We start from the raw sequence: 18,789 nt of genomic DNA on the forward strand, positions 1-18,789 counted from the left end.
CTTCTGGCGGGTTTTTTGCTAGATGGCAGTCGGGCCCACAAGGCTGTACCGATTCCGGTGCCAAAGCGGTGGGTACGTTACAAACGAAGGACTTCTCTTATGGACATTTTGCTGCAACAGATCATCAACGGTCTGGTACTCGGCAGCATGTACGCCTTGATAGCCTTGGGCTACACGATGGTGTACGGCATTATTCAGCTGATCAATTTCGCCCACGGCGAAGTGCTCATGATCGGGGCTCTGACCAGTTGGAGCTGTATAGGAATGATGCAGGCTGCAATGCCTGGCGCCCCGGGCTGGATCATCCTGCTGCTGGCCACCCTCATTGCCTGCGTGGTTGCCGCAACGCTCAATTTTGTGATCGAGAAGGTGGCCTACCGCCCTCTGCGCAACAGTCCTCGTCTCGCCCCCCTGATCACCGCCATCGGCATGTCGATCCTGCTGCAGACGCTGGCCATGATCATCTGGAAGCCCAACTACAAGCCCTATCCCACGATGTTGCCCAGCGCGCCGTTCGAGGTGGGTGGCGCTTACATCACCCCCACACAGATCCTGATCCTGGGCGTGACCGCTGTTGCCCTGGCCTCGCTGGTGTACTTGGTGAACCACACCAACCTGGGCCGTGCGATGCGCGCCACGGCTGAGAACCCCCGCGTTGCGTCCCTGATGGGCGTCAAGCCCGACATGGTGATTTCCGCCACCTTCATCATCGGCGCCATTCTGGCCGCCGTGGCCGGCATCATGTATGCCTCCAACTACGGCACGGCGCAGCACACCATGGGCTTCCTGCCCGGCCTCAAGGCCTTCACGGCGGCGGTGTTCGGCGGCATTGGCAACCTGGCCGGTGCAGTGGTGGGCGGCATTTTGCTGGGTCTCATCGAAGCCATCGGCTCGGGCTACATCGGCACGCTCACGGGCGGTCTGCTGGGCAGCCACTACACCGACATCTTTGCGTTCATCGTGCTCATCATCATCCTGACGCTGCGTCCTTCGGGCCTGCTGGGTGAGCGTGTGGCCGATCGCGCCTGAGGAGCCTCACACCATGAAGAACACCAAAACCAACTGGATCCTCGGCGCCGTCGCGCTGCTGGTGCTGCCGCTGATCCTGCAATCCTTCGGCAATGCCTGGGTGCGTATCGCCGACCTGGCGCTGCTGTATGTGCTGCTGGCCTTGGGCCTGAACATCGTGGTGGGCTACGCCGGCCTGCTGGACCTGGGCTACGTGGCGTTCTACGCCGTGGGCGCCTACCTGTTTGCCTTGATGGCCTCGCCGCATCTTGCGGACAACTTTGCGGCGTTTGCCGCCATGTTCCCCAACGGACTGCATACCTCGCTGTGGATTGTGATTCCGGTGGCGGCGTTACTAGCGGCGTTCTTTGGCGCCATGCTGGGGGCGCCCACGCTCAAGTTGCGCGGGGACTACCTGGCCATCGTGACCTTGGGCTTCGGCGAAATCATCCGTATCTTCCTGAACAACCTTGACCACCCCGTCAACCTGACCAACGGCCCCAAGGGCCTGGGCCAGATCGACTCGGTCAAGATTTTTGGCCTGGATCTGGGCAAGCGCCTGGAGGTGTTCGGCTTTGATATCAGCTCCGTCACGCTGTACTACTACCTGTTCCTGGTTCTGGTGGTGGTCTCCATCGTTATTTGCTACCGCCTGCAGGACTCACGCATCGGCCGCGCCTGGATGGCCATCCGTGAAGACGAAATCGCCGCCAAGGCGATGGGCATCAACACCCGCAACATGAAGCTGCTGGCCTTCGGCATGGGCGCTTCGTTTGGCGGCGTGTCGGGTGCGATGTTCGGTGCGTTCCAGGGCTTTGTATCGCCCGAGTCGTTCAGCCTGATGGAGTCGGTCATGATCGTCGCCATGGTGGTGCTGGGCGGTATCGGCCACATTCCCGGCGTGATCCTGGGTGCCGTGCTGTTGTCGGCCTTGCCCGAAGTGCTGCGCTACGTGGCAGGCCCGCTGCAGGCCATGACGGACGGCCGTCTGGACTCCGCCATCCTGCGCCAGTTGCTGATCGCACTGGCCATGATCATCATCATGCTGATGCGTCCCCGTGGTCTGTGGCCAGCGCCCGACCATGGCAAGAGCCTCACGCAGAAGACCTGAACACCGCAGAAAGTTAGAACATGGCAGAGAACATTCAGAAATCAGCCAGCGACGTGGTGCTGCGGGTTGCAGGTATTTCCAAGCGTTTTGGTGGCCTGCAAGCCCTCTCCGACGTGGGCATCACCATCGAGCGTGGCCAGGTCTATGGCCTGATCGGTCCCAACGGCGCGGGCAAGACCACGTTCTTCAACGTGATCACCGGCCTGTACACCCCCGACAGCGGCACCTTTGAGCTCGCCGGCAAGCCTTACGAGCCCACGGCCGTGCATGAAGTGGCCAAGGCGGGCATTGCCCGCACCTTCCAGAACATCCGCCTGTTTGCAGAAATGACGGCGCTGGAAAATGTAATGGTGGGCCGCCACATCCGCACCAAGTCCGGCCTTCTGGGCGCGGTGCTGCGCACCAAGGGTTTCAAGGAAGAAGAGCTGGCCATTGCCAAGCGCGCGCAGGAACTGCTCGACTACGTGGGCATTGGCAAGTTCGCCGACTACAAGGCGCGTACCCTCTCCTATGGCGACCAACGCCGCCTGGAGATCGCCCGGGCCCTGGCCACCGATCCGCAACTGATTGCGCTGGACGAGCCCGCAGCCGGCATGAACGCCACCGAAAAGGTGCTGCTGCGCGAGCTGATCGACCGCATCCGCAACGACAACCGCACCATCTTGCTCATCGAGCACGACGTGAAGCTGGTGATGGGCCTGTGCGACCGCGTGACGGTGCTCGACTACGGCAAGCAGATCGCCGAAGGTACGCCTGCCACCGTGCAGAAGAACGAAAAAGTGATTGAGGCCTATCTGGGCACCGGAGGACATTGAGAATGGCCGAAAAATCCAACAAGGTACTGCTGCAGGTCAAGGGCCTGAAAGTGGCCTACGGCGGTATCCAGGCCGTGAAGGGCGTGGACTTTGAAGTGCGCGAGGGGGAATTGGTTTCGCTGATCGGCTCCAACGGCGCTGGCAAGACCACCACCATGAAGGCGATCACCGGCACCCTGGGCATGAACGATGGCGACATCCATTACCTGGGTGAAAGCATCAAGGGCAAAGGCGCCTGGGATCTGGTGAAGAAGGGCCTTGTGATGGTGCCGGAAGGTCGGGGCGTGTTCGCCCGCATGACCATCACCGAGAACCTGCAGATGGGCGCCTACACGCGCCGCGACAAGGCAGGCATCCTGGCCGACATCGAAAAGATGTTCACCATCTTCCCGCGCCTGCGCGAACGCAAGGACCAACTCGCTGGCACCATGTCGGGCGGTGAACAGCAGATGCTGGCCATGGGCCGTGCGCTGATGAGCCAGCCCAAGGTGCTGCTGCTGGATGAGCCCTCCATGGGGCTGTCCCCTATCATGGTGGACAAGATCTTTGAAGTGGTGCGCGATGTGTACGCCCTGGGCGTCACCATTTTGCTGGTGGAGCAGAACGCGAGCCGGGCGCTGGCAATTGCCGACCGTGGCTACGTAATGGAGTCCGGCCTGATCACCATGGCCGGCCCCGGCCAGGAACTCCTGAACGATCCCAAGGTGCGCGCCGCCTACCTGGGCGAATAAGGCAACACCCCCGCCCGGCCCGCCCTGCGTGGGGCAGGTGCATGGTGCGTCGCACAAGGCACTGCCACACGGCGGTGCCTTTTTTTTGGCGCAGGCGTTGGTGTTTGCATGGATTGATTGCTATGGTTTTTATAGCTTATGGCGGATGTGTATCCAGCGCCAGATGCCAATTTTGTTCATAATTTGCACCCACCCCGCCACCACCTGTCGCCGCATGTCGATGTCCGCTCTGCAATCCTTGCCCGTATCACTACAGACCGTGTTGCTGCTGATTGCCAGCAACGTTTTCATGACCTTTGCCTGGTACGGGCACCTCAAGAACCTGGCCATGTCACCCTGGTACACCGCAGCGCTGGTGAGTTGGGGCATTGCACTGTTCGAGTACCTGCTGCAGGTGCCCGCGAACCGGATCGGGTTTACCCAGTTCAACGTGGGGCAGCTCAAGATCATGCAGGAGGTGATCACGCTGGCGGTGTTTGTGCCGTTCGCGGTGTTCTACATGGGCCAGCCCCTGAAGTGGGACTACCTCTGGGCAGGCCTGTGCCTGGTGGGGGCTGTGTATTTCATTTTCCGCAGTGCCTGATGAATGGTGCGTGTTGCCCGGTATCCGCGCCGGGCGCCCGTGGCTGCGGGTGAGGGCGGCCGGTTAAACTCGCCTGTCATTTAAAAGTCATGGTTTTGTCATGGCTTTGTCTCATTTTCTAAAAATCGATACCGATCCAGGAGCCTCCATGCTGTTTGCCAAGCTGTTGCCACGCGAAGGCAATTTTTTCGAAATGTTCAACCAGCATGCAGACCGCATCGTCGAGGCGGCCCGGGCTTTCTCGCAACTGGTGGCCAACTACAGCGACCCGCACCTGCGCGACAAATACAACCAGGATGTGGACAACGCCGAGCGTGCTGCTGACCGCGTGACGCACGAGGTGAACAAGGCCATCCACAAGACCTTCATCACCCCTATCGACCGCGAGCAGATCCACACGCTGATCAACACCATGGACGATGTGGCCGACCTGATTCAGGACTCTGCCGAGACCATGGCGCTGTACGACGTGCGCCACATGACGGAAGAGATCACCCGCCTGACCGACCTGAGCCTCAAGTGCTGCGAACGCCTGCGTGATGCCGTCAAGTTGCTCGACAAGATCGCCGATCCGGCCGTGGCTGAAGCCGCGCTCAAGACCTGCGAAGAGATCGACAGGCTCGAGTCCGACGCGGACCGCGTGATGCGCAGCGCCATGAGCAAGCTCTTCCGTGAAGAGCCCGATGTGCGCGAGGTGATCAAGCTCAAGGCCATCTACGAGCTGCTGGAAACCATCACCGACAAGTGTGAGGACGTGGCCAATTGCATCGAGGGCATCGTCCTCGAAAACTCCTGATCCGGCAGGCTGACCAGTATGGAAACCGTACAAACGGCCCTCTGGGTTGTGGTCTTGCTCGTGGCACTGGCGATCCTGTTCGACTTCATGAACGGGTTTCATGATGCTGCCAATTCGATTGCCACGGTGGTGTCCACCGGCGTGCTCAAGCCCGCACAGGCGGTGCTTTTCGCCGCGTTCTTCAACTTTGTAGCGATCTTTGTCTTCCACCTGAGCGTGGCCGCTACGGTGGGCAAGGGCATCGTGCAGCCTGGCATCGTGGACACTCATGTGGTGTTTGGTGCCTTGGTGGGCGCCATCACCTGGAACGTCATCACCTGGTACTACGGCATCCCCAGCAGCTCATCGCATGCGCTCATCGGCGGCATCGTGGGGGCGGTGATCGCCAAGGCGGGTGCCAGCGCGCTGATCTCCACCGGCATCCTCAAGACCGTGGCGTTCATCTTCGTTTCGCCCTTGCTCGGCTTCCTGCTGGGCTCTCTCATGATGGTGGCTGTGGCGCACATCTTTCGGCGAACGCGGCCAAGCCGGGTGGACAAATGGTTCCGGCGCCTGCAGCTCGTGTCCGCAGGGGCCTACAGCCTGGGTCACGGGGGCAACGATGCGCAAAAGACCATCGGCATCATCTGGCTGCTGCTGATTGCCACAGGGTATTCGTCGGCAAGCGATGCTTCGCCACCCACCTGGACGATTGTCAGCTGCTACGTGGCTATCGGCCTGGGAACCATGTTCGGCGGCTGGCGCATCGTGAAAACCATGGGCCAGAAGATCACCAAGCTCAAGCCCGTGGGCGGCTTCTGTGCCGAGACGGGCGGGGCGCTGACCCTGTTCCTGGCAACAACGTTGGGTATTCCGGTGTCCACCACCCACACCATCACAGGCGCCATCGTGGGCGTGGGCTCCACGCAGCGCGCCAGCGCAGTGCGCTGGGGCGTGGCAGGCAATATCGTCTGGGCGTGGATCTTGACCATCCCCGCCAGTGCGTTTGTGGCTGCCGTGGCGTACTGGATCAGTCTGCAGATATTCTGAATGCCCTGATTCCTGATTTGCTATTGAATGTATAGCTAATTAGGCAATATGGAAAAGCGCGAACGCCCCATTTGAATGTGGATTCAATGGGGCGTTCGCTTGGTGGGTGTCGGTCACTGCGAGATCTTGCGAGCTTCCTCGATCTGGTACTCGAAGTACCGTTGGAAGCTGAACGCGAGGCTGGCCATCAGCACCGCCGTGCCCACCAACAGCGAGACCACGATGGCGCCGATGGTGATCCATTGGGTCCTGCCCGCCGGGGCGTCGGGTGCGGCCGTGGGGTTGTAGCGCGCGTTCCACGCCTCGGGCGTCTTGAGTGCAAACAGGATGGCTTGCAAGGCGCAGCCCGCAATCGTGAAGCCCAGCAAAGGAATCAGCATCCAGCTGGTGTGGTCGTCCTGGCCGAGCTGCTGCACGCGCTGGATGCCGTAGATACCGAGGGCCGTCGGTATCGGGAGCAGCCAGCCCAGCATGTCGGTGATCCCGTGCAGGTAAAAGCGGTGAAGGCCCAGCGGCCCGCCCACGAAGGCAAGCCATGCCGCCAAAGTTTTGTTTTTCATGGGGCATTATTCATCGTCGGGCCGCACCAAGATGAACAAGTGGTCTCCAAGGGGGCCGCTTCGGAGGGCTGCGCTCTGCGCTGCGGGGCGAGCATGGGGGCCGTTTTCATTCGGGCGATGTGGTGTCGCCCGCGCCCAGGGTCTTCTCCATGAGCACGATGTCGCGCCAGGCGTCGAACTTCCATCCCACCGAACGCATGACACCCACGTCGGTGAAGCCCAGCGCCCGGTGAACGCCGATCGAGCCCGCGTTGGCCGAGTCGCCAATCACGGCCAGCAGCTTGCGTACCCCAGCTGCTTCGGCCTGGGCCGCCAGCTCGGTCAGCAGCTTGCGGCCCAGGCCCATGCCACGGGCGCTGTCGGCCACGTAGATCGAGTCCTCGGCAGAGAACCGGTAGGCTGGACGGGGCTTGAACCAGTTGGCATAGGCAAAGCCCAGCACCTGGCCGTCCTTTTCGGCCACCAGCCAGGGCAGGCCTCGGGCCAGCACGTCGGCACGGCGGCCTGCCATGTCGGCTTCAGACGGTGGATCGATCTCAAAGGTACCTGTACCGTGAAGCACATGGTGTTGGTAAATGGCCGTGATGGCGGGAATATCGCTGTCGGTGCTGGAACGAATTTTGGGCATGGAAGAGGGAAATGGATATAATCGCGGGCTTTGCAGCGTGTCGCTGGCCGGGTGGCCATGTCGCGTGTCTCAAGCGTTGCGAATATGGTTGCGAACACAGTGGCTCAAGGCAAATGTTGCCGGAGTTCACCACCCGAAGGATAAATCATGGTCGTCATTCGACTCTCCCGCGGCGGCTCCAAGGGCCGTCCTTTCTTCAACATCGTCGTTGCTGACAAGCGCGTGCGCCGTGATGGCCGCTTCATCGAGCGCATCGGCTTCTACAACCCCACCGCCAAGGAATCCGAAGAAGGCCTGCGCATCGTGCAAGACCGTCTGACGTATTGGAAGAGCGTGGGCGCCCAGTCCTCGCCTACCGTGGACCGCCTGATCAAGCAAGCCGCCAAGAAGGCTGCTTAAAGCTCCCTGAAAAGGGCGGGTTTCGTCGGCATGCCTGGCGAAACCCGCCCTTTTCCTATTCTGGAATCCCCCGCCATGGCCACCAACCTGACCCTCGAACCCGCAGAGCTGCCCACAGACGCCGTTGAAGTGGGGCGCATTGCCGATGCCTGGGGTGTCAAGGGCTGGTTCAAGGTGCTGTCGCACAGCAGCAGCCCTGAGGCGCTGTTTTCATCCAAACGCTGGTACCTGCAGCCTTCCGAACGCGGCGCCAAGACCTTTGCGGGCACCGTGTCGTTGTCCATCCGCCAGGCCAAGGACCATTCGGACACCGTGGTTGCCTGGGCGCAGGGCATTGATGACCGCGATGCCGCCGAAGCCTTGCGCGGTGCGCGCATCTTTGTGCCGCGCTCCAGCTTTCCGTCCACCACGGAGGGCGAGTACTACTGGATCGATCTGATCGGTCTTGCGGTCGTCAACCGCGAAGGTGTGGCGCTGGGGCAGGTGCAGGAATTGATGTCCACCGGTCCGCAGACGGTGCTGGTGTTGACTTATGAGCAGGACGGCAAGGCACAGGAGCGGATGATCCCTTTTGTCTCGGCCTTCATTGACAACGTGGACCTGGCCGAAAAGCGCATCACGGTGGACTGGCAGCCGGACTACTGATCGGAACTCCCGCCCTGGCGCCGCCCACCATGCGCTTTGACATCATCACCCTGTTCTCCGAGCTGTTTGCGCCGTTCCTGGCCAGCGGCGTGACCCGCCGCGCGTATGCCGGCGGCCAGGTCGATGTACGCCTGTGGAACCCGCGCGACTATGCCGATGGCAACTACCGTCGTGTTGATGACCGGCCCTTTGGCGGCGGGCCGGGCATGGTGATGATGGCTGAGCCCCTCGCCCGGTGTCTTGCAGCTATCCGGGTGGAGCGTGGTGAGGCCGAGAGTAGTGAGGCGCCGCTGGTCCTTTTTTCGCCCATTGGCGAAACGCTGAACCATGCTGCCGTGGAGCGCTGGTCTGCAAGTGCGGGTGCAATCCTGCTGTGCGGGCGCTATGAAGGCATTGACCAGCGCTTCATCGATACCCATGTCGATTTGCAGATGAGTCTGGGCGACTTTGTGCTGTCGGGTGGCGAAATCGCCGCCATGGCCCTGCTGGACGCTGTGGCGCGCTTGCAGCCCGGTGTGCTCAATGATGAGGGCAGCCACCAGCTCGACAGCTTCAACCCGGCGCTCGATGGCCTGCTCGATTGCCCGCACTACACGCGCCCTGAAGAATGGGCAGGGCAGCAGGTGCCTGCCGCGCTGATGTCTGGCCACCATGCGCAGATCGAGCGCTGGCGGCGCGACCAGCGCCTGGCCACCACGGCCCGGCACAGGCCCGATCTCATCGAGGCGGCGCGCAAAGCAGGGCATCTGGCCGCTGCGGATGAAGCAGTATTGGCCAAGCTCAGCTGAATTGCTATAATCAAAGGCTTTTCGATCCTCTGGCCGGCCGTTTTGACAGGGAGTTCTCCCGCAAAACACTGAGACGTCAATCCCGACGCAGCCATTTTTGGCGCGGACAAGATCGTTGGATATCAAACATGAACCTGATTCAGACCCTGGAAGCGGAAGAAATCGCCCGCTTGAACAAGACCATCCCCGAATTCGCCCCTGGTGACACCGTCATCGTGAGCGTGAATGTGGTGGAAGGTACCCGTAAGCGCGTGCAGGCCTACGAAGGTGTGGTGATTGCCAAGCGCAATCGCGGCCTGAACAGCGGCTTCACCGTGCGCAAGATCTCCAGCGGCGAAGGCGTGGAGCGTACGTTCCAGACGTACAGCCCCCTGATCGCCAGCATTGAAGTCAAGCGCCGTGGTGATGTGCGCCGTGCCAAGCTGTACTACCTGCGTGACCGCAGCGGCAAGTCGGCACGTATCAAGGAAAAGCTGCCTTCGCGTGTCAACAAGGCTGCAGCCGCCACCGCCGCATAAGGCGCAGGCTCGACCTCACAAGCCGCTACAGCGTCTGCCTGTAGCGGCTTTTTGTTTTTTGGCTTGTTCACCTCCCCCTTCTTGTGGACCCTTCTTCCAGTCCTGCTGTCTCGTCGGTGATCGCTCCTTTGTCGAGCCTGCCCGACTTTGACCCCCGCCTTGTTCCGGTGGTGGGGGTGGATGCGCACCTGCCTGCGGTGCCGGTTCAGGCGCAGACCGCTGAAGCGCTGCGGGCGCGTTTTGCGCACCCGCCGCAGTGGGAGCCTGAGGTGCTGCTGGAAAAGAAGTTCATGAACCGCGAGCCCGCCCGTGCGTCGGTGCTGATTGCCATCGTGCTGCGCGAACAGCCCATGGTGCTGTTGACCGAACGCACGGCCCACCTGTCCACCCATTCGGGGCAGGTGGCCTTCCCCGGTGGGCGGGCAGACGCGGGAGATGCAACGCCTGCCGACACGGCCTTGCGCGAGGCGCAGGAAGAGGTGGGGCTTGCTCGGGATTTTGTCGAAGTGCTCGGCACGTTACCAATCTATGTCACCGGCTCATCGTTCATCATCACGCCCGTGGTGGCGCTGGTGCAGCCGGACTGCGTGCTCCAGCCCAATCCGTATGAAGTGGCCGACCTTTTCGAGGTGCCGCTCGATTTTCTGCTCAATCCCGCCAACCACCGGCGCCATGTGTTCGACCGGGATGGCGTACACCGGGAGTGGTTCTCGATGCCCTACCAGGACGGCGGCAAGAACCATTACATCTGGGGTGCGACAGCAGGCATGCTGCGCAACTTCTACCGTTTCATGCAGGCGTAAACCGGGCCCGCGTGCGATAGGGTGCATCGGGGCAAAGCACCAGTATCATTGCCCCCCATGAGTTTCTTCGCCATCCTGTTCGCTCTGCTGATCGAGCAGGCCCGCCCGCTGGCACGCAGCAATCCCATTCATGCAGGTCTGCGAGCGTGGGCGCTGTCCGTGAGCCGCAATTTTGATGCGGGCAAGCCGCACCACGGCTGGGTGGCCTGGAGCCTTGCGGTGCTGGTTCCCGCCCTGGTGACCCTGGCCATTCACTGGCTGTTGCTTTGGGGGCTGGGGTGGCCCTTTGCGGTGCTGTGGAGTGTGGCCGTGCTGTACATCACGCTCGGGTTTCGGCAGTTCAGCCACCACTTCACGGGCATCCGCGACGCGTTGGAGGAGGGCGATGAAGATGCTGCCCGCGAGCGCCTGGCCCACTGGCAGCAGGTGGATGTGGGGGCGCTGCCGCGCAGCGAGATCGTGCGCCATGTGATCGAGTATTCAGTGTTGGCGGCCCACCGGCATGTGTTCGGCGTGTTGGCATGGTTCTCCGTGCTGGCTGCCCTGGGCCTGGGGCCGACCGGGGCTGTTCTGTACCGGCTGGCTGAGTTTGTATCGCGCTATTGGCATTACAAGCAGCGCACGGGCGCTCAGCCTGCCAGCGCCTCCCTGCAGCAGGCTTCTGCGCAGGCGTGGACTGCCATCGACTGGCTTCCGGCCCGGCTCACGGCACTGAGCTTTGCGGTGGTGGGTAGCTTTGAAGAGGCGATCGAGGGCTGGCGGTTTCACGCACAGCGTTTCCCCAATGACAACGACGGCGTGGTGCTGGCCGCCACGGCAGGTGCCATCAATGTACGCCTGGGGGGCGAGGCACTGAAGGCGCGCACTGAATTGCACGCGCCACAGGGCCTGGAGATCGACGCTGACATGGGCGACAGCGATTCCACTCCCGGCCGCGAGCCCGAGGTGGGCCACCTGCGCAGCGTTGTGGGGTTGGTGTGGCGCTCGGTGGTGGTGTGGATGCTGCTGCTGGCGTTGCTCACGCTGGCGCGTTTGCTGGGGTAGCTGGCAAGCCCCCTGAACCGCAGTGCGGCTGCCCTCGGAGGAGGGGGCGCACCCTCAACCATGCAAGCCAGTTCCACGGGTGCGCTGGTTTCCGCCGCGCCAGGAGTGAAGGCCGCGCCCGGCTCAGTACCGGGTGTGGCGCAGTTCTTCAAATAGATCGCTATAAATTTTATAGCGTGTTGCGCTTATACCGCCTGCGCTGGGGCCCAGTTTGACTGCATCCAGCACGCCACATCCCGGCTCGTGCAGGTGTGTGCAGTTGTAGAACTTGCAGGCTGTCGCATGTGCTGCAATGTCGGGCATGCAGGCTGCCAGTTGCATGGGGGCAATGTGGTGCAGCCCAAACTCCTGAAAGCCTGGTGAATCGATGAGCGCGGTGGTACGGGCCTTGTCCATCCAGTACCAGTGCGTGCTGGTGGTGGTGTGTTTGCCCGAGTTCAGCGCCTGCGAGATTTCACCGGTGAGCACGGAAGCGCCTGGCACCAGCAGATTGATGAGGGTGCTCTTGCCGGACCCTGAGGGCCCCAGCACCAGCGTGGTCTTGCCCTGCAGATGTTCCATCAGCAGCGCGCGGTCCACGTCGCTGGAGAGCGCCAGCGACAGCGGCAGCACGCCATAGTGCTTGCCGGCGCCCATGTGCCGGTAGGGCAGCAAGCGCTCCCAGGCGCGGGCGAAAGGTTCGACCAGATCGCTCTTGTTGAGTGCAATGATGGGCTTGATGCCCTCGGCCTCGGCGGCAATCAGGGCGCGGGCTAGCTGGCTTTCCGAAAACACCGGCTCTGCCGCGATCAGGATGAGCACCTGGTCCAGGTTGGCGGCAAACGACTTGGTGCGGATCTCGTCCTGTCGGTAAAAGAGGTTGCGCCTTTCCTTGACCTTTTCGATGGTGCCCTCTTCGCCCTGGCCGGGCGGGGGCGCCTGCCACAGCACATGGTCGCCCACCACTGCCTGGCTCTTTTTGCCGCGTGGGTGGCAGATGCGGCGTTCGCCGTCGGGTGTCTCCACCATGCAGTGGCGCCCATGGCTGGCGACCACGGTGCCGTCCATGAGCGCGCTGCGTTCAGCCATGGGAGCCGGTGGTGCGCAAGGTCATGGGGTCAGGCCACCAGGGCATCGAACTGCGTTGCGCACTCGAAATCCGTGGATGAAATGCCATGCACGTCGTGCGTGTTCAGGCGCACCACGCAGCGGCTGTAGTGCACCGACAGATCGGGGTGGTGATCCTGGGCATTGGCAATGAAGGCCAAGGCGTTCACGAACGAGATGGTCTCGTAGTAGTTGGCGAAATGGTAGGTCTTCTCAATGGCGACGTTAGCGCCATCGCCCGTCAGGCTCCAGCCTTCGAGTTTGGCCAGGTTTGCTACAACTTCAGTAGCTGTCAACGCACGACGGGTAAGCGTTGACCAGTCTTTTTTCTTCAACATGGTAGTCATGGATGGGAGGGGTTGTGCATGCGCGCCAGCCGCTCGGTGGCGGGTGGGTGCGAGTAGTAGAACTTCACGTACACCGGGTCGGGTGTGAGCGTGGAGGCATTATCTTCGTAGAGCTTGAGCAGGGCGGAGGACAGGTCGGCTCCGCTGGCCTGGGCGACGGCGTAGGCGTCTGCCTGGAATTCGTGGCGGCGCGAAAGTTGCGAGAACAGCGGCGAGATGAAAAACGTGAAGACTGGCACCACAAGCATGAAAAGCAGCAGGGCCAATGCGTCATTGGGGGCTGCGGCCAGGGTGGGGTCCAACGAGATACTCGGCCGCACGCCCAGGCCGGTGTAGAACCACACTTGGTTGGAGAGCCAGCCCAGCAGTGCAAAGCCTGCCAGGCTCAATGCGAACATGGTCACGATACGCTGGATGATGTGCCGGTGTTTGAAATGCCCCAGCTCATGGGCCAGCACCGCCTCGACCTCGCCCGGGGCCAGCTGGCGCAAAAGGGTGTCGTAAAACACCACGCGCTTTGCTGCGCCAAAGCCCGTGAAGTAGGCGTTGGCATGCGCGCTGCGGCGGCTGCCGTCCATCACGAACAGCCCTTTGGCCGAGAAGCCGCAGCGCTGCATGAGGGCAGTGACACGGGCCTTGAGCGATTCATCTTCGAGGGGCTGGAACTTGTTGAACAGCGGGGCGATGAAGGTGGGATACACCACCATCAGCAGCAGATTGAAACCCATCCAGAAGCACCAGGCCCACAGCCACCACAGCGGACCGGTCGCCGCCATGATCCAAAGGATCAGCGCGGCGATGGGTAGGCCGATGAGTGCGCCGACCAGCAGGCCCTTGAGCGCATCGGCAACCCACAGGCGCCAGGTCATCTTGTTGAAACCAAAGCGCTCTTCCACGACGAAGGTCTGGTACAGCGACAGCGGCAGGTCGATCAGGCCGCTGATGGCGGCGAAGGCGGTCAGCAGCGCCAACTGCTGCCACATCCCGCCGCCCAGGGCGCTGAGCAGGGCCTGATTCAGCACATCCAGTCCACCCAGCAGTGTCCAGCCCAGCAGCACGGCCGCACCCAGTGCCATTTCCAGCAAGCCCAGGCGCGCCTTGGTGATCGTGTAATCCGCGGCCTTCTGGTGCGCCGCCAGCGCGATGCGTTCGGCAAATGGTGCGGGAACGTCGCTGCGGTGTCGCGCCACATGCCGGATCTGGCGCGTAGCCAGCCAGAACTTGAGCACAAGGCCCAGGGTGAGAGCTGCGGCAAACGCAAGCGTCAGCGCCAGGGCGGGAGAGAAGGCGTCGGAAGTGGGCATGAGCGGCGAGTTTAGGCCATCGGCGACAATGCGCGCCATGTCAGAAGCCAACAACCCCACCCCTCACGCACTTGCCAAATCCGACCAGAACCTGGTCTGGCTCGATTGCGAAATGACTGGCCTGGAGCCCGATACCGACCGCCTTCTTGAAATCGCCGTCATCGTGACGGGACCGAGCCTGGAGCCGCGCATCGAGGGGCCAGTTTTTGCGATCCACCAGTCCGATGAACTGCTGGGCAAGATGGATGCCTGGAATAAGGGCACCCACGGCCGCAGCGGCCTCATCGACAAGGTGAAGGCCTCGACCGTGACGGAGGAGGAGGCAGAGCAGCAGATCATTGCCTTCCTGAGCAAGTACGTTCCCAAAGGGACTGCGCCTATGTGCGGCAACAGCATCGGTCAGGACCGGCGCTTTCTGGTGCGCTATATGCCCAAGCTGGAGCGATTCTTCCATTACCGCAACGTGGACGTGAGCACCCTTAAGGAATTGGCCAAGCGCTGGAAGCCCGAGGCCTACACCAGCTTCAAGAAAGCGCAGAAGCACACGGCCCTGGCAGACGTGCATGAGTCCATTGACGAACTGGCGCACTACCGCAAGCACCTGCTTTCGGTGTGACGGATTCCGGGGAGGGCGGCTGAAGACCTTGTGGGTTTGTATCGCAAGAACTGAGAGGGGCTTGCGGGAAAATACCTATCCATGCCATAATCAGCGGCTGCGCAGGAATCCATTCCTCGCAGATTGTGCATCTCCCCTCACACACCGGGCTTGCCAGCCGACTGTTTTCAACGCAGTGCAGGACTAGCGAACAACGCCCACCAGCATCCGCCCAGAGCAATGCAGGTTTCGTTTGATGGTTGATGTTTTTTAACCATTGACGAAGCCACTCGCAGGCTACGCTTGCGATCGTCTTCGTGAGAGAAAAATCATGACCGACACCTCTTTGGTGCAGGGCGAATTCGCGCCTGCCGACACTTCCTTTGCTGCCGACATTTCCGTGCAGTCTTCCCCTCTGGACGCCGTGGTGGCAGCTGTCGCCGAGGCCGACGTTGCCGTGACTGCTGAGCCCAACGGCTTTATCGAACTGGGCCTGGCCCCTGAACTGGTGCAAGCCGTGGCTGACCTGGGCTACACCCAGCCCACCAGCGTGCAGCTCAAGGCCATTCCCTTGGCAATGGGCGGTGGCAACGACTCCACCAAGTTCATCGACTTGATGGTTTCCAGCCAGACCGGCAGCGGCAAGACTGCCGCCTTCCTGCTGCCCGTGCTGCACACGCTGATCAACCAGCAGGCTGCTGCTGAAGCCGAAGAACGCGCTGCTTTCGAGCTCGCTGTGGCTGAAGCTGCCGCCCGTGGTGAGCCTGCCCCCAAGCGCGCCAAGCGCAAGGACCCCACAAGCTCGCGCAATTTCAAGGCCGCCACCCCTGGTGCCCTGATTCTGTGCCCTACGCGTGAACTGGCGCAGCAAGTCGCGCACGACGCCATCGACCTGGTCAAGCACTGCCGTGGCCTGCGTGTCGCTAACGTGGTGGGTGGCATGCCTTACCAATTGCAGATCGCCAAGCTGCAAAACGCCGACCTGGTGGTGGCCACCCCTGGCCGCTTGCTGGACCTGCAGCGCTCGATGCAGATCAAGCTCGACAAGGTGCAGTTCCTGGTCGTTGACGAAGCCGACCGCATGCTCGACCTGGGTTTCTCGGACGACCTGGCCGAACTGAACCAGCTGACCGCCCAGCGCAAGCAGACCATGATGTTCAGCGCCACCTTCGCGCCCCGCATCCAGCAGTTGGCCATGCGCGTGATGCACGACGGAGGTTCGTCTGTGCAGAAGGTCACCATTGACTCTCCGCAAGAGAAGCATGCCAACATCAAGCAAATGCTGTACTGGGCCGACAACGCCCAGCACAAGCGCAAGCTGCTGGACCACTGGCTGCGTGACACCACGATCAACCAAGCCATCGTTTTTGCCAGCACCCAGGTGGAGTGCGATGGCCTGGCCAACGACCTGCAGCAAGAAGGCTTTTCGGCCGTTGCATTGCACGGTGCCCTGAGCCAGGGTTTGCGCAATCGCCGTTTGATGGCATTGCGCGCTGGCCAGGTGCAGATTCTGGTGGCTACCGACGTGGCAGCACGTGGTATCGATGTGCCCACGATCACCCATGTGTTCAACTTCGGCCTGCCCATGAAGGCCGAGGACTACACCCACCGCATTGGCCGTACTGGCCGTGCGGGTCGCGATGGCCTGGCCATCACGTTTGCCGAGTTCCGCGATCGCCGCAAGATCTACGACATTGAGTCGTACAGCCGCCAGCAGTTCAAGGCCGAAGTGATTCCCGGCATGGAGCCCTCGCAGCGCGCGCCGCAGGCACCTCGCGGTGGCGATTTTGGTGGTGGCCGTGGCGCCCCGGGCCGTTCGTACGACAACCGTGACAACCAGTCGCGTGGCCGCTTCGGTGGTCCTGCACGTGGTGGCAATGACCGTGGTGGTTTCGGTGGTGGCTTTGGCGGTGGTTTCGCTGGCCGTGACAACCGTGGTGCTCCTGCACGTGGTGAAGGCGCTGGCGGTTTTGCGGGTCGTGATGACCGTGGTGGTGACCGTAGTTTTGCGCCGCGTCGTGATGGTGAAGGCTATGGCCGCAAACCTGGTTTTGGTGACGCAGGCCGTGGCAACTTTGCGCCCCGTGGTGATGCAGGTGCACCGCGTGGTGATTTCGCTCCCCGCAAGCCAGCGTTTGCCAAGCCAGCTGGTGGTGGCGGCAAGCCGTTCGTGGCACACGATGCCCGCAAGCGCCCTGCGCGCCCCGCGCGCTGATCGCTGACAGGTCTGTGGCGCTAGCGCCACCCCTGTTGCAAAGGCCGGTACCGCAAGGTGCTGGCCTTTTTTGTTGTCGTGGGGACCCTGGACCAAGAATACGCAGAGTAGCTCGACAATAATTGCCCAGGGAGGAATCTGCAGTGTCGTCTTCGTTATCTTCCGAGGCAGACTTTGAACACATGTTCGAACTGGCGCCTGTGTCTCTCTGGCTGGAGGACTACAGCGCCCTGAAGCAACTTTTTGATCGCTGGCGCGCTGCGGGGGTTGCCGATCTTCGTGCCCACCTTGCTCAGGACTCCGCAAGGGTGCGGCAATGCAGCGCTGCCCTCAAGGTGTTGAAAGTCAATCGCCGCACGCTGGAGCTGTTTGCGGCCGAGAACCAACAGGTGCTTGAAGCGAATCTGGACCAGGTCTTCAGGGATGACATGCACGATGCGGTCTTCCATGAGCTGGCGGCGCTGTGGTCCGGGCAGCTGGAGTTTTCGAACCAGACTGTCAACTATGCGCTGGATGGCCGGCGTCTTGACGTTCAGATTCGCGCACGCATCCTTCCAGGGTATGAAGCGGATTGGGGCCGCGTTCTGCTTTCGCTGGAAGACATCACGGCCCAAGTGCGGAGTGCCAGCCAACTTCGGCGCAGCGAACAATATGCGCGGGATTTGTTTGAGCACTCCCCGGTCTCGTTGTGGGTCGAGGATTTCAGTGCCGTGAAAAGCCTGCTCGACGGTGTTCGCGCGCAGGGCATTGACGATTTCAAGACCTTCATCACGGTGCACCCTGAATTCGTCACGCGCTGCATGCAGGAGATTCGCGTGATCGATGTCAACCAGCAGACGTTGCGCATGTTCGGTGCGTCCAGCAAGGAGATGCTTCTGAACAACATCGGGCGGGTGTTTAGGGGTGAGATGCATGAGTCCTTCGCGGACCAGTTGCTGGACCTGTGGGAGGGCAAGACCTTTCAGCAGCGCGAAGTGGTCAACTACGCGCTGTCGGGGGATGCGGTGCATATCCACATGCAGTTTTCTGTGTTGGCAGACCATCTTGCGGACTGGGGGCTGGTGCTGCTGTCGCTGGTTGACATCACGGCGCGCAAAAAGGCCGAAGCCTACCTGGAGTACCTTGGCAAGCATGACGTCCTGACGCAGCTGCGCAACCGGGCCTTCTATGCGGAAGAACTCAATCGTGTCACCCGCAAGGGGCCGTGGCCTCTGTCCATCATTGCGATTGATCTGAACGGGCTCAAGGTTGTGAACGATGAGCAGGGCCATGCTGCGGGCGATTCCATGCTGCGCAGGGTGGGCGAAGTACTGGCCAAGGCGGTGGACCCGCCAGCCTGCGCCGCGCGCATTGGCGGAGACGAATTCACGGTGTTGCTGCCCGGCATGGACGAGCGCAGCGCCTTTGCGTTGCAGGAGCGCATTCTCTCCATGTTGGACTTGAACAACCAGTTCTATCCGGGTCAGCCGATCAGCCTGGCCATGGGCGTCGCTTCGTGCCGTTCGGGCGACATGGTCGAAGCGGCCATCCATCGTGCCGACCAGGCCATGTATGCCGAAAAAATCCGGTACTACCAGGAAAAAGGGGTGGACCGGCGGCAACTGTCATAGGACCCCTTCCGGGTTGCACGGAAGCTTGGCGTCAGGTGCCGTGGGGTGTACTTCAGAACTCAGCCCGCGTGAACTGCGTAGCCGTAGAGCCACCCGGTTGGCGCCCTGGCTAGAAAGTTGCGCTCCGAGGCATCGATGGCCCCAGTGCCTGGCGGGCGTAGCGGCTTTCCAGAG

Annotated in this window: 21 protein-coding genes; 16 read left to right on the top strand and 5 right to left on the bottom strand. The window is 61.8% G+C overall.

The window, feature by feature from the left end:
- Window positions 1-99 precede the first annotated feature (99 nt).
- From ACQ4MJ_RS02660 to ACQ4MJ_RS02690, 7 genes are all read left to right on the top strand, one after another.
- A complete protein-coding gene (locus tag ACQ4MJ_RS02660) occupies window positions 100-1,029 on the top strand; it encodes a branched-chain amino acid ABC transporter permease (RefSeq protein ID WP_431150224.1) in 930 nt (309 codons plus the stop codon).
- Between the two features lie 13 nt (window positions 1,030-1,042).
- Entirely contained in the window at window positions 1,043-2,119 is a 1,077-nt protein-coding gene (locus tag ACQ4MJ_RS02665) for an ABC transporter permease subunit (RefSeq protein WP_431150223.1), read from the top strand.
- A gap of 20 nt (window positions 2,120-2,139) precedes the next feature.
- Window positions 2,140-2,934: an ABC transporter ATP-binding protein gene (locus tag ACQ4MJ_RS02670; RefSeq protein ID WP_055403064.1), complete on the top strand. Its 795-nt coding sequence runs from the start codon at window positions 2,140-2,142 to the stop codon at window positions 2,932-2,934.
- 2 nt (window positions 2,935-2,936) lie between these two features.
- Window positions 2,937-3,665, top strand: coding sequence for an ABC transporter ATP-binding protein (locus ACQ4MJ_RS02675; RefSeq protein WP_055403062.1), 729 nt, complete (start codon window positions 2,937-2,939; stop codon window positions 3,663-3,665).
- Window positions 3,666-3,885: 220 nt separating this feature from the next.
- Entirely contained in the window at window positions 3,886-4,248 is a 363-nt protein-coding gene (locus tag ACQ4MJ_RS02680) for a DMT family protein (RefSeq protein ID WP_431153122.1), read from the top strand.
- A 148-nt stretch (window positions 4,249-4,396) separates the two neighbouring features.
- On the top strand, window positions 4,397-5,044 hold the full coding sequence (locus ACQ4MJ_RS02685) for a DUF47 domain-containing protein (protein WP_063461305.1): 648 nt from the start codon (window positions 4,397-4,399) through the stop codon (window positions 5,042-5,044).
- Between the two features lie 18 nt (window positions 5,045-5,062).
- On the top strand, window positions 5,063-6,073 hold the full coding sequence (locus ACQ4MJ_RS02690) for an inorganic phosphate transporter (protein WP_055403058.1): 1,011 nt from the start codon (window positions 5,063-5,065) through the stop codon (window positions 6,071-6,073).
- Window positions 6,074-6,186: 113 nt separating this feature from the next.
- Here ACQ4MJ_RS02690 and ACQ4MJ_RS02695 read toward each other — a convergent pair whose 3' ends face one another.
- Both ACQ4MJ_RS02695 and ACQ4MJ_RS02700 read right to left on the bottom strand, forming a co-directional pair.
- Window positions 6,187-6,633, bottom strand: a complete 447-nt coding sequence (locus ACQ4MJ_RS02695) for a TM2 domain-containing protein (RefSeq protein WP_055403056.1) — start codon at window positions 6,631-6,633, stop codon at window positions 6,187-6,189.
- Window positions 6,634-6,739: 106 nt separating this feature from the next.
- Window positions 6,740-7,261 (bottom strand): GNAT family N-acetyltransferase, encoded by a 522-nt coding sequence (locus tag ACQ4MJ_RS02700; RefSeq protein ID WP_431150220.1) that lies wholly within the window; start codon window positions 7,259-7,261, stop codon window positions 6,740-6,742.
- Window positions 7,262-7,408: 147 nt separating this feature from the next.
- Here ACQ4MJ_RS02700 and rpsP point away from each other — a divergent pair, with 147 nt between their 5' ends.
- The 6 genes from rpsP to ACQ4MJ_RS02730 all read left to right on the top strand — a co-directional run bounded on the left by rpsP (window position 7,409) and on the right by ACQ4MJ_RS02730 (window position 11,458).
- Window positions 7,409-7,660 (top strand): 30S ribosomal protein S16, encoded by a 252-nt coding sequence (rpsP, locus tag ACQ4MJ_RS02705; protein WP_008904984.1) that lies wholly within the window; start codon window positions 7,409-7,411, stop codon window positions 7,658-7,660.
- A gap of 75 nt (window positions 7,661-7,735) precedes the next feature.
- Window positions 7,736-8,305: a ribosome maturation factor RimM gene (gene rimM, locus ACQ4MJ_RS02710; protein ID WP_431150217.1), complete on the top strand. Its 570-nt coding sequence runs from the start codon at window positions 7,736-7,738 to the stop codon at window positions 8,303-8,305.
- A gap of 29 nt (window positions 8,306-8,334) precedes the next feature.
- Window positions 8,335-9,093, top strand: coding sequence for a tRNA (guanosine(37)-N1)-methyltransferase TrmD (trmD, locus tag ACQ4MJ_RS02715; protein WP_431150214.1), 759 nt, complete (start codon window positions 8,335-8,337; stop codon window positions 9,091-9,093).
- Between the two features lie 128 nt (window positions 9,094-9,221).
- Window positions 9,222-9,611 (top strand): 50S ribosomal protein L19, encoded by a 390-nt coding sequence (gene rplS / locus ACQ4MJ_RS02720; RefSeq protein WP_055403050.1) that lies wholly within the window; start codon window positions 9,222-9,224, stop codon window positions 9,609-9,611.
- Between the two features lie 83 nt (window positions 9,612-9,694).
- A complete protein-coding gene (locus ACQ4MJ_RS02725; RefSeq protein WP_055403048.1) occupies window positions 9,695-10,414 on the top strand; it encodes a CoA pyrophosphatase in 720 nt (239 codons plus the stop codon).
- 57 nt (window positions 10,415-10,471) lie between these two features.
- On the top strand, window positions 10,472-11,458 hold the full coding sequence (locus tag ACQ4MJ_RS02730) for a CobD/CbiB family protein (protein WP_055403047.1): 987 nt from the start codon (window positions 10,472-10,474) through the stop codon (window positions 11,456-11,458).
- A 123-nt stretch (window positions 11,459-11,581) separates the two neighbouring features.
- Here the strand turns inward: ACQ4MJ_RS02730 and rsgA are convergent, their stop codons facing one another.
- The 3 genes from rsgA to ACQ4MJ_RS02745 are packed head-to-tail and all read right to left on the bottom strand — an operon-like array spanning window position 11,582 to window position 14,195.
- A complete protein-coding gene (gene rsgA, locus ACQ4MJ_RS02735; RefSeq protein WP_055403045.1) occupies window positions 11,582-12,526 on the bottom strand; it encodes a ribosome small subunit-dependent GTPase A in 945 nt (314 codons plus the stop codon).
- A 29-nt stretch (window positions 12,527-12,555) separates the two neighbouring features.
- Window positions 12,556-12,891, bottom strand: coding sequence for a 4a-hydroxytetrahydrobiopterin dehydratase (locus tag ACQ4MJ_RS02740; protein ID WP_218300481.1), 336 nt, complete (start codon window positions 12,889-12,891; stop codon window positions 12,556-12,558).
- A complete protein-coding gene (locus ACQ4MJ_RS02745; RefSeq protein ID WP_228896597.1) occupies window positions 12,888-14,195 on the bottom strand; it encodes a M48 family metallopeptidase in 1,308 nt (435 codons plus the stop codon). The genes ACQ4MJ_RS02740 and ACQ4MJ_RS02745 overlap by 4 nt, the downstream gene beginning before the upstream one ends.
- A gap of 37 nt (window positions 14,196-14,232) precedes the next feature.
- On the opposite strand from ACQ4MJ_RS02745, the gene orn reads away from it, so the two are divergent.
- The 3 genes from orn (at window position 14,233) to ACQ4MJ_RS02760 (ending at window position 18,615) form a co-directional block, all read left to right on the top strand.
- Entirely contained in the window at window positions 14,233-14,811 is a 579-nt protein-coding gene (gene orn, locus ACQ4MJ_RS02750) for an oligoribonuclease (protein ID WP_008904975.1), read from the top strand.
- A gap of 310 nt (window positions 14,812-15,121) precedes the next feature.
- Entirely contained in the window at window positions 15,122-17,005 is a 1,884-nt protein-coding gene (locus tag ACQ4MJ_RS02755) for a DEAD/DEAH box helicase (RefSeq protein WP_431150209.1), read from the top strand.
- Window positions 17,006-17,148: 143 nt separating this feature from the next.
- Window positions 17,149-18,615, top strand: a complete 1,467-nt coding sequence (locus ACQ4MJ_RS02760) for a sensor domain-containing diguanylate cyclase (protein ID WP_431150207.1) — start codon at window positions 17,149-17,151, stop codon at window positions 18,613-18,615.
- Window positions 18,616-18,789 lie beyond the last annotated feature (174 nt).

Origin of the sequence: Acidovorax facilis (genome assembly GCF_050626955.1) — a bacterium.
Classification (GTDB): domain Bacteria; phylum Pseudomonadota; class Gammaproteobacteria; order Burkholderiales; family Burkholderiaceae_C; genus Acidovorax; species Acidovorax facilis.